The 14410-nt window shown below is 58.0% G+C and carries 12 protein-coding genes, 1 pseudogene and 1 riboswitch; of the genes and pseudogenes, 8 read left to right on the forward strand and 5 right to left on the reverse strand.

The genetic code is table 11. The annotated features are described in order from the left end of the window. Positions 1-20: 20 nt before the first annotated feature. A riboswitch (TPP riboswitch) is annotated at positions 21-131 on the reverse strand. 27 nt (positions 132-158) lie between these two features. The 3 genes from INR77_RS13550 to INR77_RS13560 all read right to left on the reverse strand — a co-directional run bounded on the left by INR77_RS13550 (position 159) and on the right by INR77_RS13560 (position 3659). Further along, on the reverse strand, positions 159-1313 hold the full coding sequence (locus INR77_RS13550) for an acyltransferase (protein WP_223071546.1): 1155 nt from the start codon (positions 1311-1313) through the stop codon (positions 159-161). Positions 1314-1455: 142 nt separating this feature from the next. Beyond that, positions 1456-2058 (reverse strand): thiamine biosynthesis protein ThiC, encoded by a 603-nt coding sequence (locus INR77_RS13555; RefSeq protein WP_223071547.1) that lies wholly within the window; start codon positions 2056-2058, stop codon positions 1456-1458. A gap of 125 nt (positions 2059-2183) precedes the next feature. Beyond that, on the reverse strand, positions 2184-3659 hold the full coding sequence (locus tag INR77_RS13560; RefSeq protein ID WP_223071548.1) for a serine hydrolase: 1476 nt from the start codon (positions 3657-3659) through the stop codon (positions 2184-2186). 134 nt (positions 3660-3793) lie between these two features. Here INR77_RS13560 and INR77_RS13565 point away from each other — a divergent pair, with 134 nt between their 5' ends. After that, positions 3794-4912 carry a nitronate monooxygenase family protein gene (locus INR77_RS13565; RefSeq protein ID WP_223071549.1) on the forward strand — a complete coding sequence of 373 codons (1119 nt, stop codon included), beginning with the start codon at positions 3794-3796 and terminating at the stop codon, positions 4910-4912. A 5-nt stretch (positions 4913-4917) separates the two neighbouring features. On the opposite strand, the gene INR77_RS13570 is transcribed toward INR77_RS13565, so the two are convergent. Then, positions 4918-6219 (reverse strand): amidohydrolase family protein, encoded by a 1302-nt coding sequence (locus INR77_RS13570; RefSeq protein WP_223071550.1) that lies wholly within the window; start codon positions 6217-6219, stop codon positions 4918-4920. A gap of 81 nt (positions 6220-6300) precedes the next feature. Further along, entirely contained in the window at positions 6301-6900 is a 600-nt protein-coding gene (locus INR77_RS13575) for a DUF2585 family protein (RefSeq protein ID WP_223071551.1), read from the reverse strand. A gap of 104 nt (positions 6901-7004) precedes the next feature. On the opposite strand from INR77_RS13575, the gene crtY reads away from it, so the two are divergent. The 7 genes and pseudogenes from crtY to INR77_RS13605 all read left to right on the forward strand — a co-directional run bounded on the left by crtY (position 7005) and on the right by INR77_RS13605 (position 14396). Then, positions 7005-8282 (forward strand): lycopene beta-cyclase CrtY, encoded by a 1278-nt coding sequence (crtY, locus tag INR77_RS13580; protein WP_223071552.1) that lies wholly within the window; start codon positions 7005-7007, stop codon positions 8280-8282. Next, entirely contained in the window at positions 8279-9850 is a 1572-nt protein-coding gene (locus tag INR77_RS13585) for a phytoene desaturase (RefSeq protein WP_223071553.1), read from the forward strand. The genes crtY and INR77_RS13585 overlap by 4 nt, the downstream gene beginning before the upstream one ends. A gap of 2 nt (positions 9851-9852) precedes the next feature. Then, positions 9853-10140 (forward strand): annotated as a pseudogene (locus INR77_RS15935) (CPCC family cysteine-rich protein); the annotation flags it as partial. A 21-nt stretch (positions 10141-10161) separates the two neighbouring features. Beyond that, a complete protein-coding gene (locus INR77_RS13590; protein WP_255574023.1) occupies positions 10162-10743 on the forward strand; it encodes a TIGR00730 family Rossman fold protein in 582 nt (193 codons plus the stop codon). Between the two features lie 94 nt (positions 10744-10837). Then, entirely contained in the window at positions 10838-11788 is a 951-nt protein-coding gene (locus INR77_RS13595) for a phytoene/squalene synthase family protein (protein WP_223071555.1), read from the forward strand. 146 nt (positions 11789-11934) lie between these two features. Next, positions 11935-12444 (forward strand): hypothetical protein, encoded by a 510-nt coding sequence (locus INR77_RS13600; RefSeq protein WP_223071556.1) that lies wholly within the window; start codon positions 11935-11937, stop codon positions 12442-12444. A gap of 2 nt (positions 12445-12446) precedes the next feature. Continuing rightward, positions 12447-14396: an acetyl/propionyl/methylcrotonyl-CoA carboxylase subunit alpha gene (locus tag INR77_RS13605; protein ID WP_223071557.1), complete on the forward strand. Its 1950-nt coding sequence runs from the start codon at positions 12447-12449 to the stop codon at positions 14394-14396. Positions 14397-14410 lie beyond the last annotated feature (14 nt).

Genomic DNA, 14410 nt, shown 5'->3' on the forward strand with positions numbered 1-14410 from the left:
AAGGCGGATGGCGAGCGTTTGGTCCAAGCCAGGCCCGCTCCCTCCGCCTGTGTTAACAGGTTCAGGTTCAACGGGTCGGACGGTGCTTACACGTCCCTCTCAGCGCTAAGCTCGCTCCCCGGGGATAGATAAGGCTTAGACGTCCCCGACGCTTGCGTCTAGGTCTTGCGAAATGCTGCTTGTGCCAATGCGGCATCGCGCTCGCGCCACCACTTCACGATGCGCCTGTTTGCAGGCTTTTCAAACGCTACGAAAGAGAGCCATCCTGCCGCACACGCAAGAAACAAAAACAAGGCGAGGAAAAGAGGCGACCGCGCGATCTCAATACCAACTCCAGTGTGCTTCACTATAAGCATTAGAGTGATCTGGATCGGGACGTGCCAAAGGTAGCTGCCATAGGTGCTGTCACCGATAAAGCGTATGTGTCGAAACCGCTGAAAGCGATCAATATGATCGACCAATGCAGCCGACGCCACGAGCAAAACTCCGAACAAAAGCAAGCCATTGATGATCGTCAGTTCAAAGAACACGGCGATGGTTGCAAGCGCTGCCAGACAAGCAAAAATCACGGCGCCAAGAGCAAGCTTGGGATTTCGGTAGTTTCCCGCAATGTGATAGAGGGCGCATCCCACGAAAAAATACATCGCGCATTGCCAGATCATTTTCGGACCAATGCCGGCGTGCATGAAAAGCCCAGCACAAGCAGCGATCAAAAGCGGGCCCACTATGCCAAAACGCAGCAATTTGTGGGCGACGATCCAGAAGAAAGCATAGCTGATGATTTCGACAGAAACCGACCAGATCGGCGCATTGAAGGAATAGCCTTCTTCAAACCCCCAGTAAGAGGCGAAAAAAAGGTTCAGCGCAAAATGGTAAAGATCATTGTGTTCGTAAATGAGCGATGATCCAAGCGTCCAATTTGCGATTATCTGCAAGAGCGCGACGACGACCAATGTAAGGAAATGCAACGGATAAAGCCGAGCGAACCGTTTGATAAAGAACTCTTTACCGGAGGTTATCCTGGAGGCGTAAACATGGGCGAATACAAATCCTGAGATCAGCCAGAAAACCTGAACCGCCGAACCACCGTAACGATAGAGCGGGAAAAGCAGCGAGTGTAAGGGCAGCTCTTGCGAAAGGCTCCTTACGTCAACATGGTAGACACCATCGGGGTAGAAGAAATGCTGATAATGGAAAAACAGGACCGCGACCGCTGCAAGCCCACGAAGAACATCGACCGCGAAATAATGCTGCGGCGCGCTTGACCGGCTTGGTGCTTTAGCCTGATTTGCCTGCTCACCGTCCAAGATCACCTCAAATCCCCCGCATCCCTGTCCGTTGGCAGCGCCAATTTACGCTAGCGCGCTTAGATGCTCGCGGTTGCGCCTGCAAGTGGATGTCGCGCAGGTCAGAGGATAGCTGCATATCTTGGTGAAACTGGCAGTTTGCCGGATGCTATTTGCCCTCGCGTTTGGAGCCCAAAAGGCACACCGCCAGCAGAACAGTCGCCAGCACCCCTAAGCCACCCGCCAGCGGCAGTTCGCCTGACCAGTCGCGGCCCATTGCCATGGAGAGGATGTTGGTCACGAACGCCACCGCACCCATGAAGACCGTAAGCCCGCCCAAAGCCTTTGCGCCCTCCGATAACTTTGCCATACCAAAGATGATCGCAGCAAATGCCAGCATCGCTTTGGCCGCGTTGTAGACCATGAAGGAGTACGCCACCACAGACGCGGCGGCGGGCTCCATGCCCTCTAACGCGCCGGCGGCCTCACGAAAGGGTCCGAATTGGGTTAGGCCAATGCCCACTTGGATGATGTTGAGCACAGACGCAAAGGCAATCGCGACAAAACCGATGTGCAGCCGTGTCGTCTGCACCGTCGCGGTTCCTGCAAAAAGCGCCGTCATCACAAATAACGCCGCCTCAAATCCCCAGATCAATTGTCGCGGGACATCGACCTCTGCCACATAAAGCGCGGTGTAGAGGGCTTGCGTCACCGCTGCGAGCAAAAGGAGGACAGCGGTCAGCTTGACGTTGCGATTGAAGGTGAATTCCATGGAAAAAGTGCGCCCCTGCTATCGGCTTCTTTATGAAGCCTATGATCCCAGTTCGTACAGATCGGCGCGATGGTTACAACATATCTGCCCTCCCCTTCCAAAATGGGAAAAGGCAAGATCGTGCATCACCCTTTTAGCAAGCGGATTTCGCCTTCGATGTTGAGCGCCGCGATGGCGCCGCTCGCACTTCGTTCAAGCTCAAGATTGAGCCCTTGAGTTACAAAGAGTTGCGAGGCGGAACGCGGGTAGAGGCGCGCCCGGTCAATAATCGCGCCTTCAATGAAAAGCGCATCACCGTCTCGTAAAACAATCACAGCTGGATCATCGTCCTCGGCATCAAAGAAATATTCACCGGCAACCTCAGCAAGCTGAGCCTCGTCCCAGCGCGCCACTTCGCGTTGCTCAAATGCGTCCTGTTGCCAGCCGTAAACATGGCCAAGTCCGCTCAACATCTCGCGGATAAGCGCGCCGCCATTGTCGGAATTTGTGAGGATGGCAACGCTTGCCCGGCCATCGGCGTAATTGATCCAGCGCGCGCTGTATCCCGGATTATGGCCACTGTGTACAAACGCAATCCCATCGCCTGCATCGTTCAGGCCAAAGCCAAGGCCGGGGTTCTCAGCGTTTTCAGGTATGAGCTGGCGGGCAAGGCCGGTTTGCAGAATAAAATTGCCAAAGGCACGCGCCTTGGCGACCAATGATCCGAGGCGTACGAGCTCGCTTGGCGTGGTCCAAAGGCCCGCTGCTGCAAGCTCTGGATAGTTGAGCAGTGCCCCGTTCATGGAGCGCGCATTTTCGCCACGGTGACCAATGGCGATGTTGGGATCGTTGGGTGGATAGTCGAAATTGCTGCGCGTCATGCCCGATGGATGAAACAGGCGGCCTTCCACCACTTGGGCAAAAGTCTGGTCAATGGCATCCTCAATCGCGAGTTGAATGATGGTGTAACCTCCGCCTGAATAGCGATAGGCCGTGCCCGGTCGCTGGGAGACGGTTATCGCATCGGTGTTCGCAGGGCCCGATCCGTTGAGGATTTGCGGCAATGTCGCGATTGTGTCTCCCGCCGCATAGCCGCGAAAGCCATGCACATTGGTCCCCGCCCGGTGCGACAGCAGATGACGTAATGTCACAGGCACTTCGCGGGTGAATTCGTTTTCAGGAATTTTCCAGCGTTTGAGGTGCACATTCACCGGCTCATCAAGCAACAAAAGGCCGTCCTGCACGAGGGCAAGAGCCGCAAGGCTTGCCACAGGTTTCGAAAGCGAGGCGGCCTGAAACAAGGTGTCGGTATCAACCGCTCTATCATCGGCCTTATCCGCCGTTCCATACGCCTTGGCCCAGACAAACTCGCCATCAATCGCAACCGCGATGCTGACCCCCGGCACTTGGTGAAAACGCATTCGTTCTTCCAAGGTCCACACCTGGGCGGGCTCGCCCATCACGCCGTACACGGGGCGAAGGCCGCTTTCGAAGCGCCTCACTTTATCACTGTGATCAGGGGCGACCACGCTGGTTGCAGCGCCGTTCCGGGCATGGAGTTCATGCACGTTCGGCTGAGTACAAAGACCAAGCGCCAAGGATGCAAAAATCAGGCGGCGCATTTCAAACTCTCCCATCGATCCGGACAATGGATCTAGTTGTGACTACAAATGTAATCGACGTCAAGCGCAGCAGACTTGGCGACTACCCTGAGATGTGCCACCAATGGGAAAAGAGAGTTGGGAGAGAGACAAATATGCCCTTTAAAATGACCGAGATGGTGGGATGCGAATTTCCATTGTTCGCCTTTAGCCATTGCCGCGATGTGGTGGTCGCAGCCAGCCGCGCCGGGGGCTTTGGGGTGTTGGGAGCGGTGTCTTACACGCCAGAGCAGTTGGAGCACGAGCTGCAATGGATCGACGATCACGTGGACGGTATGCCTTACGGTGTCGATGTTCTCATCCCGGAAGTGCAGGCGGTTGATCATTCGGTCAGCGCGGATGAAATCGTCGCCCAAATCCCAAGCCAGTATCGCGACTTTACAAGGCAACTTTTGCGCGATGCCGGGATCAGCGATGAGGCAGGCGCACCGCAGGGTGGCAGCCAAGCCCCTAACACTTCGTTGGGGCAGGAGCTCTTGGAAGTCAGCTTTAATCACCCCGTTCGCCTGATTGCCAATGCGCTTGGTACAGCGCCGCCTGAAATGATCCAAGCTGGCAAGAAGCACGGGATTCCCGTGGCGGCACTCGTAGGTGCGAAAGAACACGCATTAAAGCAAGTCGATGCAGGCGTAGACATCATCGTTGCGCAAGGCGGCGAAGGTGGCGGGCATTGCGGTGATGTTTCGACCGTGGTCCTGATCCCGGAAGTCGTGCGCGCCATCAAGCAGGCGGGCGCAGACATTCCAGTGCTGGCCGCGGGCGGAATCATGACGGGCGAACAAATGGCTGGTATGATGGCCATGGGTGCGGCTGGTGCATGGTGCGGCAGCGTTTGGCTCGCCTCGCCCGAAGCAGAGACAACGCCGGTCTTCCGCGAGAAAATGGTGGCGGCGGGCTCGCGCGATACGATCCGTTCAAAGTACCGCACCGGAAAATTTTCCCGCCAGCTTAAAAGCGAATGGCATGATCGCTGGGAACAAGCGGGTCTGCCTGCCCTCCCCATGCCATTGATGAGCCTGCTTGCCGAACCCGTGCTGCGCGCGCTCGATCAAGCGGCGGTATCCGGCAATGCCCAGGCTCAGGCGCTTTCAAGCTATTGGGTGGGGCAAGGCCTTGGTCTTGTTGAGGACCAGCGCGGTGTTGGCACTATTGTCCAAGACTTCAAAGAAGGCTTTGCACGCGGTGTCGAAGGGCTCAACGCTTCGCTGGAATAGCAGCCCTATTCAATCACGCGCCCACGGACCATCACGAAATCCACCTCTTCGAGGATAGTGACATCCTCCAAAGGATTGCCATCAACCGCGATAATATCCGCCGAATAACCCGGCTTTAGCTGGCCGATCTGATCGCCCATACCAAGGACATTGGCAGCGACACTGGTCGCGCTTGCCAGAGCTTCGCGATTGCTAAGGCCGCCCTTTACCAGCAGGCCAAATTCGCCCGCATTCTGCCCGTGAGGGAACACGCCCGCATCGGTGCCGAAGGCAATCGGCACATTCAATTCGCGGGCGCGGCCAATTAGGCTTTCAGCGTAAGTGGCAACCGCCTCGATCTTTTCTTCAACCACCGGAGTGTAGAAATCCTGACCCAGCTTGCTCGTGACGCCCTGAAACGCCATGAGCGTGGGGATGAGGGTAACATTGTTATCCCGCATGGCCTTTGCTGATGCTTCATCAAGATAGGTGCCGTGTTCGATTGTATGCACGCCTGCTTTGGCTGCCGCTTCAACCCCGCGCGCACCATGCGCATGAGCGGCAACGTTGAGGCCAAGCAGCTTGGCGGTGTCGACAATAGCTTCCATTTCAGCAGAGGTGAAATGCTCTTCAAGGCCCCTGCCCTGCTGTGACAGCACGCCGCCGGTTGCGGTGATCTTGATCAGGTCAGCGCCATATTTGGACGCTTGGCGCACTTTCTCGGAACATTCGATCGGCCCCGTGCAGGTAAAGCCGGAGGTCAAGACCTCATCGACGTGACGCGTAAAGCCGTTCACATCGCCATGCCCGCCAATGATCGAAATCGTGCGCCCTGCGGTGATGACGCGCGGTCCCGGCACAATCCCCTCCTCAGTCGCGCGGCGCAGCGATTGCATGACCTGATCGGTTCGGCTGCCAAGGTCGCGGACCGTCGTAAAGCCCGCAAGCGCCGTGAGCCGCGCGTTCTTGGCTGCGATCAGAGTGTAATATTCAGGCGCAGTGGTCGCCGCGCGCCAGAATTCACCCGACGGGTCGCCAGACAGGTGCGTGTGCAGATCAATGAGGCCGGGAAGCACGGTTTTGTCTGAAAGATCGATGAGCGTGTCATTGTCACCGATCACGACATCGCTGGCCCCGGCTTCGACGATCTCGACAATCTTGCCGTCCTTGATGACGATCACGGCTGGCCCGGTGGGATCGCTATCAGCGTCCACAATAACGCTTCCTGCCTCGATCACGGTCATCTGGGCCATTACGGGCGATGCGAAAAGAGCCAGTGCCCCGCCTAAAGATGCGATAAGCCTGCGCGAGAAATTAAGCGTGCTCATGGAGATAAACCTCTCTTGGTTTTGATGTCTTACCCGTGATGGAACTTGGCGCGGCTTCTGGCAAGAATGCGGTCATGTGAATTACGCGCCGCCTGCCCCTGCTGCCTGCCAATCGGCAATCGCGTCAATCGGGAACAACAGCATAATGACGGTAAGCGTAAGGCCATCACGCACCACCCATGCAGCCAGCGCCTCCAGTATGATTGCCCCCACAATTGTCACTTTGACCGGCAATCGCATGGCGAGGTAAAAACCAAACGCCATCCAGCCGATGTCGGCGAAAGAATTGAGCACACTGTCGCCCGAATACCCCCAGTTCGCGGTGACTGAGCGGAAACGGTCGATCACCATTTGGGTGTTTTCGAGCACTTCCCAAGCTGCCTCCAGTAACACCGCGAGCGGCAGGCCCCATTTGACCGCCCCCTCGCCGCCAAGCTTCCATTTGGCAAAAAGCAACCAGACCAGCGCATAGAAAATTGGGCCGTGGATGATGTGGCTGGGCGTATACCAATCGGCGATATGCTGGGAATTGCCCATGGAATTGATGTTGCCATGCCAGAGCTTCACATAGCCGCACTCGCAAATCGGCGGACGCCCCATGGCAAGCAAAATACCCACCGCCACAGCGGCGATTGCAATTGAGACGAGGATGGTGGTCTTGTTCGGTTTCAAAAGTCCCATGCGCAACTTTCTGAATCAACGGCGCAAAAGACGCAAGTTTCCTGTCGCTCCACGGCAGTGTAACATTGCCCAGACACTTCCCCTCGCCTAGGGCATTGACACAGATGACCGACTCACAAGTGGATTGCGTAATTGTTGGCGGCGGCCTTGCTGGCGGATTGATTGCGCTTGCGCTTCAACGTGCGCGGCCCGAATTTCGCATCCGCCTGATCGAAGCGGGTCGCACCATTGGCGGCAACCACCGCTGGAGCTGGTTCGACAGCGATCTGGATGAGGCAGGGCACAAGCTTCTCGAAGGGTTTCGCCAGACCGAATGGGACAATGGCTATGAGGTCCGCTTTCCCAAATATCGCCGCAATCTGAAAACATCCTACAGATCGCTTGCCTCGCCCGATTTCCACGAAGGGATCGTGCGAGAACTTCCCGAAGGTTCGGTGATATTGGGACGCAAAGCGGTCAGTCTGGACTCGCGCGGCGTCGATCTGGCCGCGAGCAAATACCAGCCCGCTGAACGGATCAATGCCCGCAGCGTAATCGATTGCCGCAGCTTTACGCCCAGCAAGCATTTGAAAGGCGGCTGGCAGGTGTTCCTTGGCCGCCATATGCGCCTCGACAAACCCCACGGGGTTGAACGCCCCGTCATCATGGACGCAACCGTGGATCAGCTTGCCCCGCATGGCAATGGCAGCTCTTACCGGTTTGTCTATGTCCTGCCTTTGGGCGTGCATGATGTCTTTATCGAAGACACTTACTACGCCGATGATCCCTTGCTTGACCGGAGCGCATTGTCCGGGCGCATTGACCAGTATGCGCGCGCAAACGGATGGCAAGATGGGCTTCCCGTCCACCACGAAGCGGGCGTTTTGCCGGTCCTCACCGGAGGCGACTTTGCCGCCTATCAGGACGAAGTGCGCATTCCCGGTGTTGCCATCGCTGGTGCACGCGGCGGTTTTACCCATCCGCTCACCAGCTACACCATGTGCGTTGCGGTGGAGAATGCGCTGGCGATTGCAGAGCACGCTGACCTTTCAGGTGAACAGCTTGCCGCCTTTTTTGATGCGCGCGCAAAGGCTCATTGGAAAAAGACGGGATACTACCGCCTGCTCGCTCGTTTCCTGTTCTTCGCAGCCAAGCCGGAGAAGCGCGTCAAGGTGTTCCAGCGTTTCTACGGTCTTCGCGAAGGCTTGATCGAGCGGTTTTATGCGGCCCGATCAAACGCCTTTGATAAGGTCCGCGTCCTGTGGGGTGAGCCCCCCGTAGCTATACACTCTGCCATTGCGGCTATGTTCAAATCGGGTCCGGCGCTAAGGTCCAAGAAGTCTGATCGAGGCGTCAGCGAGGCCGCGCAGGCAAACGAATTGCAAAAGGAAACACAGGCATGAACGCCGATCCCACTCTTGATTTTTCACCGCCACAAAGCGGGGAGCGCGGCATCAATCCGGTGATCGCTGAAAAATACAAAGGGCGCACCGCCTGCGTGATCGGCTCAGGCTTCGGCGGCATGGCATTGGCACTGCGCCTCCAATCGCACGGTATTCAGACAACCGTCGTGGAAGCGCGCGATAAGCCGGGCGGGCGCGCGTATTTCTGGGAAAAAGACGGCTTCACCTTTGACGCTGGTCCCACGGTGATCACTGACCCGCCTTGCCTTAAGGAACTGTGGGAGCTGACCGGCCACGACATTTCCGAGGACGTTGAGCTGATGAAGGTCCACCCCTTCTACCGCCTCAACTGGCCCGATGGCACGAACTTCGATTATTCGAACAATGACGAGGAATTGAACGCCGAAATTGCCAAGCTCAACCCCGACGATGTGATCGGCTATCAGCGCTTCCTCGAATATTCAGCGCGCGTGCACGAAGAGGGCTATTTGAAGCTCGGCACCGTCCCCTTCCTCGATTTTAAATCCATGCTGAAAGCTGCCCCTGCTCTCGTCAAAGAGAAGGCGTGGCGCAGCGTTTACGACATGGTATCAAGCTACATCAAGGACGAGCGCCTTCGCGAAGCCTTCAGCTTCCACACGCTGCTCGTTGGCGGCTCGCCGATGAAAACTAGCGCCATTTACGCCCTCATTCACAAGCTTGAGAAAGACGGCGGCGTGTGGTGGGCAAGAGGCGGCACGAACCGTTTGATCGCAGGCATGGTGCGCCATTTTGAACGCCTCGGTGGCACCATGCGCGTGGGCGATCCGGTGGTTCAGGTGCACACACAAGGGACCAAGGCAACCGAAGTTGAAACCAAGAGCGGGTGGAAACAGCGCTTTGACGCGGTGTGCTCGAACGCTGACATTATGCACTCTTACAAGGACTTGCTTGGGCAATCTGACCGGGGCAAGAAGTACGCAAAGTCCCTCTCGCGCAAAAGCTATTCGCCCTCGCTCTTTGTCGTGCACTTTGGCCTTGAGGGCACATGGCCCGGCATTGCCCATCACATGATCCTGTTCGGCCCGCGCTATCACGGCCTTGTCGATGACATCTACAAGCACGGCGTTCTGCCGCAGGATTTCTCGATCTACCTCCACCACCCGACCGTGACTGACCCAAGCATGGCTCCCAAAGGCATGAGCACCTTCTACGCGCTCGTGCCTGTGGCTCACATGGGCAAGATGCCGATCGATTGGGACGTGGAAGGGCCCAAGTTTGAGAAAGCAATCCTCGATGAAGTCGGCCGGCGTCTGATCCCCGACATCCACGACCGGATCGTCACCAAATTCTCCTACGCACCCAAGGATTTCCAGAGCGATCTCAACGCCCACATGGGCAGCGCCTTCAGCCTTGAGCCCGTGCTGTGGCAATCGGCGTATATGCGCGGCCACAACCGCGATGATGTGATCGACAACTTCTATCTCGTGGGCGCAGGCACGCATCCGGGTGCTGGTATCCCCGGCGTTGTCGGAAGCGCGAAGGCAACCGCAGGGCTGATGCTCGAAGACCTGGCGATCAAGGCCTGAGCGTGAGCGGGCCGCTTTTCAAAGACCCGCGCCTCAAGAAGAAGAAGCGCAAGAAGAAAAACTACACCCCTGCGCCCTGTCCGATATGCGCCAGTTTGACGCTGACAGCGGAAATGCGCGGCGATTATCACATCTGCCGGGTCTGCTGGTGGGAAGACGATTTGGGCGAGAATGCCAATGTCGATTTTCCAAGCGGCGCAAACAAAGGCCTTAGCATCAGGGTTGCGAGAGCGAATTATGCAAAGTACGGCGCAGCGCACCGTGAATGGACCGATCAGGTCCGCGATCCAGAACCGGAAGAAGTCCCTCGAATGAAACGCCTCGCTGTCTATTGCGGTTCGGCAACGCCCGAAGACCCACGCTTTATGGAGCTCGCCTATGAAGTGGGCAAAACGCTTGCCACGCGCGGCATTGGCACGGTTTATGGCGGGGGGCGTTTGGGGCTGATGGGCGCGGTCGCGGCGGGCGCACTGGATGCAGCTGGCGAAGTGATCGGGATCATCCCCGAAGCGCTCGCCAATTCAGAAGTGGCGAACCACGACTGCACCGAGCTTCACACCGTTTCCGGGATGCATGAGCGCAAACAGTGCTTCACCGACCTGTCCGACGGCTTTGTGACGCTGCCGGGCGGGGTCGGCACGATGGACGAGCTGTGGGAGGCAATGAGCTGGGCGCAGCTTGGCTATCACTCCGATCCTGTGGGCGTGCTCAATGCCTTTGGCTTTTACGATGACCTGTTGAAATTCAATGCCAAAATGGCCGAAGTCGGCTTTGTCCGCCCTGCGCATCAGAACATTATGGTTCACGCAGAAACCATCGAGGATCTGCTCGAAAAGATGGAGGCTTACGAGCCCCACACGCCGATTTTCCGGATGAAGGCGGATGATCTGTGATGAAGAACCCACCCCCAACCCCTCCCGCTTGCGGGAGGGGAGCGAAACTTAATGAGCCCAAGGCGAATTTAGTTGCAGCGGGGTGGGCTGTTTGATGCCGGTGCCCCCCGAAAGACGCGCAGAACTCGTCGCCCACGCAAGGGCGACAATCAAACACGGCTCGCAAAGCTTTTCAGCCGCCTCGCAATTGTTCGACAGCGAAACCCGCGAGCGCGCCTGGCTGCTCTACGCCTGGTGCCGCCAGTGCGATGACATTGCAGACAACCAAGTGCTCGGCGGCGAACTGGGCGACCAGTCTGACCTTGACGCGAGGCTCGCCCATATCCGCCGCCTCACCGCGCTTGCTTTCGAAGGCAAACCCACCGGCGATCCAGCCTTCGATTGCCTTGGCGTCGTGGCCGAAGAATGCGGCCTCACTCCCGCAATGGCCGAGGACGTGATCGCAGGTTTTGCGCTTGATGCCGACGATTGGAGGCCGCGCACCGAAGCCGATATGATGCGCTATTGCTATCACGTGGCTGGAGCCGTTGGCGTGATGATGGCGGTGGTCATGGGCGTTGACCCCAAGGACCAGGACACATTGGACCGCGCCAATGATTTAGGGCTGGCCTTCCAGCTTTCCAACATCGCACGCGATATTGTCGAAGATGACGCAGCAGGGCGCTGTTACCTCCCGATCAACTGGCTGGTCGAACAGGATATTGAGCCCGGCCAACACACCAAACCCCACCACCGCAAAGAGCTTGCCGAAATGGCAGCGCGCCTTGTGGCACTCGTCGAAAAACATGAAGCCGCCGCGCGCGTGGGAGCAGAACGCCTTCCTTTCCGCAGCCGCTGGGCGGTGCTTTCCGCTGCGCGCATCTACGGCGCGATTGGCCGCAAGGTGCGCGATCGGGGCACCGAGGCATGGAACAGCCGCACCTATGTGCCGCGTTGGGAAAAGGCGCTCTACGGCGCGCGCGCCTTCCTCTCCGCCGCGATCAACCGCGAGAAGCATCCCGACGGCGAGATCACATGGGGCATCAAGGATTTCAGGCCAGTTTAATACGCTACAGCGTCACCCTCGCGAAGGCGGGGGTCCAGCTTCCTTCGGACGCGATCGCTAAAGAAGCTGGATCCCGGATCAAGTCCGGGATGACGGTGAAAGGGACCTGTTCCCATTGTAATAAAGTTGCGCTAGTCCTCTCGCCCATGAGAGGACTCCTGACATTCGCCATGCTTGTCGCGTCTGCGGTCATGCCCGCAAAGGCCGAGGACCGCGTCACGCCCGCAGGCGAGGTGCGCATAGCGGTGTGGGCTTTTTTCGAAGCATTGGGCAGTGACGACAAGAGCGCGCTCGCCGATCATATGGTCCCTGAGGCAATGATTTTCGTCCACAACCGGATGGACCCGCAAAACCCGCGCGTCGATCATCTGCCGGTGGCAAAACACCTCGAAAACTGGGCCAAGCGTGATGGCCGCTTTTTCGAGGAGATGGACGTCACCAGCGTGCTTGTCGACGGCGATATGGCCCATGTTTGGGGCCCCTATTCCTTTTGGGTGAATTACGAACTTTCCCATTGCGGGATCAATTCGCTCAACCTTGTAAAAACCCAAGATGGCTGGAAAGTCGCCAACACCAGCTTCACCATGGAACGGCCGAGTGAATGCGAACGGCTCGGCGTTCCGGGGTTCCCCGCAGAAGAAGTCAGAGACGACTAAAAATGATCAAAAAACTCCTTATCGCCAACCGGGGCGAGATTGCCTGCCGGATTATGCGCACAGCGCAGCGGATGGGGATCGCGACGGTTGCGGTCTATTCCGATGCCGATGCGAAGGCGCTGCACACGCGCTCAGCCGATGAGGCGGTGCATATTGGCCCCTCGCCTGCGGCTGAGAGCTATCTTGTCGGTGAGAAGATCATCGCCGCTGCCAAGGAGACGGGCGCAGAGGCGATCCACCCCGGTTACGGGTTCCTCTCGGAAAACGCAGACTTCGCGCGCGCCGTGATTGAGGCGGGGCTGATCTGGGTGGGGCCAAAGCCGGAAAGCATCGAGGCGATGGGCCTTAAGGATGCCGCCAAAGAGCGCATGATCGCCGCTGGTGTACCGGTCACGCCGGGGTATCTTGGCGAAGACCAATCGCTCGAACGCCTCTCTGCAGAAGCAGAGAAAATAGGCTACCCCGTGCTAATCAAGGCGGTCGCAGGCGGTGGCGGCAAGGGGATGCGCAAGGTCGATGATCCTGCTGACTTCGCCGCCAGCCTCGAGAGTTGCCAACGCGAGGCCAAGGCGTCATTCGGCAACGATGAGGTGCTGCTCGAGAAGTGGATCACCTCTCCGCGCCATATCGAGGTGCAGGTCTTTGGTGACAGCCACGGCAATGTCGTCCACCTGTTCGAGCGCGACTGTTCGCTCCAACGCCGCCACCAAAAGGTGATCGAAGAGGCCCCCGCACCGGGTATGGACGAGGCGACGCGCGAGGAAATCTGCCAAGCCGCCGTGCGCGCCGCCAAAGCGGTGGACTATGAGGGCGCAGGCACAATCGAGTTCATCGCCGACGCCAGCGAGGGCCTGCGCGCTGACCGCATTTTCTTCATGGAGATGAACACCAGGCTTCAGGTCGAACATCCCGTGACCGAAGAGATTACTGGTGTGGACTTGGTAGAATGGCAACTGCGCGTCGCGAGTGGTGAGCCGATCCCGCTGAAACAGGAAGAGCTCTCCATCAGCGGCTGGGCGATTGAAGCACGGCTCTATGCCGAGGACCCTGCAAAAGGCTTCTTGCCGAGCACGGGCCCTGCCGAAGTTTTCGAGTTGGAGCGCCGCGGTGTGCGGGTCGATTCTGCAATCGAAGCAGGCGGTAATGTGTCTCCACACTATGATCCGATGATCGCTAAACTCATTGCTCACGCCGACAACCGCTCTGAGGCCGTAGAGCTTCTGGCAGGTGCTTGCGCAGATAGCTGGGTCTGGCCGGTCAAAACAAATGCTGCATTTCTTTGGCGAGCCCTTGATCACGAAGACTTTCAGCAAGCGAAGCTCGACACTGGCTTTATTGAGAGAAACTTGGATGGGCTCTTACCGCCGGATGCCATTGGGGAAGATCAGCTTGTCCAAGGTGCGGCTGCCCTCACTATAGCCGCTTTTCTCGATCACAAGCCCTTCGGTTGGGACGTGAGCTATCGCCGCGAGGCAAGACTAGATTCGGATGCCGATGTCTGGCGAAAGGCGAGGGGATTTCGAGCAAATTCTAGTCAGCAAGATACGGTGAACCTGTATCATCAATCGCAGCACCACGCCGTCGAACTGCCCGTCGGGTGGGAGGAAGCTGGGGTCGATTTTCAAGTTCTGGAAGGTGGCGTTGTTGTTTTCGATGACGGCTTAGCCCATGAATTCAGCTTGCGGGCAGACGCGGGCGGCTCCGCCTCCGCAGCCGACGGCGCGATCCTCGCGCCCATGCCGGGCAAGGTGATCGCGGTGGACGTGGCCGAAGGCGACCAAGTCACCGCCGGGCAGCGCTTGATGGTCTTGGAGGCGATGAAGATGGAGCACGCGCTCACCGCGCCCTTTGATGGGACGGTGACGGGGCTTGAGGCGTCTCAAGGGGGCCAAGTGCAGGTCGAAGCGGTGCTTTGTGTGGTGGAGCCTTCGAAAGTGGATGAGGGCTCATGATCCTCCCCGATCCG

Origin of the sequence: Erythrobacter sp. SCSIO 43205 (genome assembly GCF_019904235.1) — a bacterium.
Lineage (GTDB): Bacteria > Pseudomonadota > Alphaproteobacteria > Sphingomonadales > Sphingomonadaceae > Erythrobacter.

What these genes read in the sequence shown, in the direction of transcription:
- INR77_RS13555 (WP_223071547.1), bottom strand. Translation starts at nt 2,058, where the DNA reads ATGGAATTCACCTTCAATCGCAACGTCAAGCTGACCGCTGTCCTCCTT.
- INR77_RS13560 (WP_223071548.1), bottom strand. Translation starts at nt 3,659, where the DNA reads ATGCGCCGCCTGATTTTTGCATCCTTGGCGCTTGGTCTTTGTACTCAG.
- INR77_RS13565 (WP_223071549.1), top strand. Translation starts at nt 3,794, where the DNA reads ATGCCCTTTAAAATGACCGAGATGGTGGGATGCGAATTTCCATTGTTC.
- INR77_RS13570 (WP_223071550.1), bottom strand. Translation starts at nt 6,219, where the DNA reads ATGAGCACGCTTAATTTCTCGCGCAGGCTTATCGCATCTTTAGGCGGG.
- INR77_RS13575 (WP_223071551.1), bottom strand. Translation starts at nt 6,900, where the DNA reads ATGGGACTTTTGAAACCGAACAAGACCACCATCCTCGTCTCAATTGCA.
- crtY (WP_223071552.1), top strand. Translation starts at nt 7,005, where the DNA reads ATGACCGACTCACAAGTGGATTGCGTAATTGTTGGCGGCGGCCTTGCT.
- INR77_RS13585 (WP_223071553.1), top strand. Translation starts at nt 8,279, where the DNA reads ATGAACGCCGATCCCACTCTTGATTTTTCACCGCCACAAAGCGGGGAG.
- INR77_RS13590 (WP_255574023.1), top strand. Translation starts at nt 10,162, where the DNA reads ATGAAACGCCTCGCTGTCTATTGCGGTTCGGCAACGCCCGAAGACCCA.
- INR77_RS13595 (WP_223071555.1), top strand. Translation starts at nt 10,838, where the DNA reads ATGCCGGTGCCCCCCGAAAGACGCGCAGAACTCGTCGCCCACGCAAGG.
- INR77_RS13600 (WP_223071556.1), top strand. Translation starts at nt 11,935, where the DNA reads ATGAGAGGACTCCTGACATTCGCCATGCTTGTCGCGTCTGCGGTCATG.
- INR77_RS13605 (WP_223071557.1), top strand. Translation starts at nt 12,447, where the DNA reads ATGATCAAAAAACTCCTTATCGCCAACCGGGGCGAGATTGCCTGCCGG.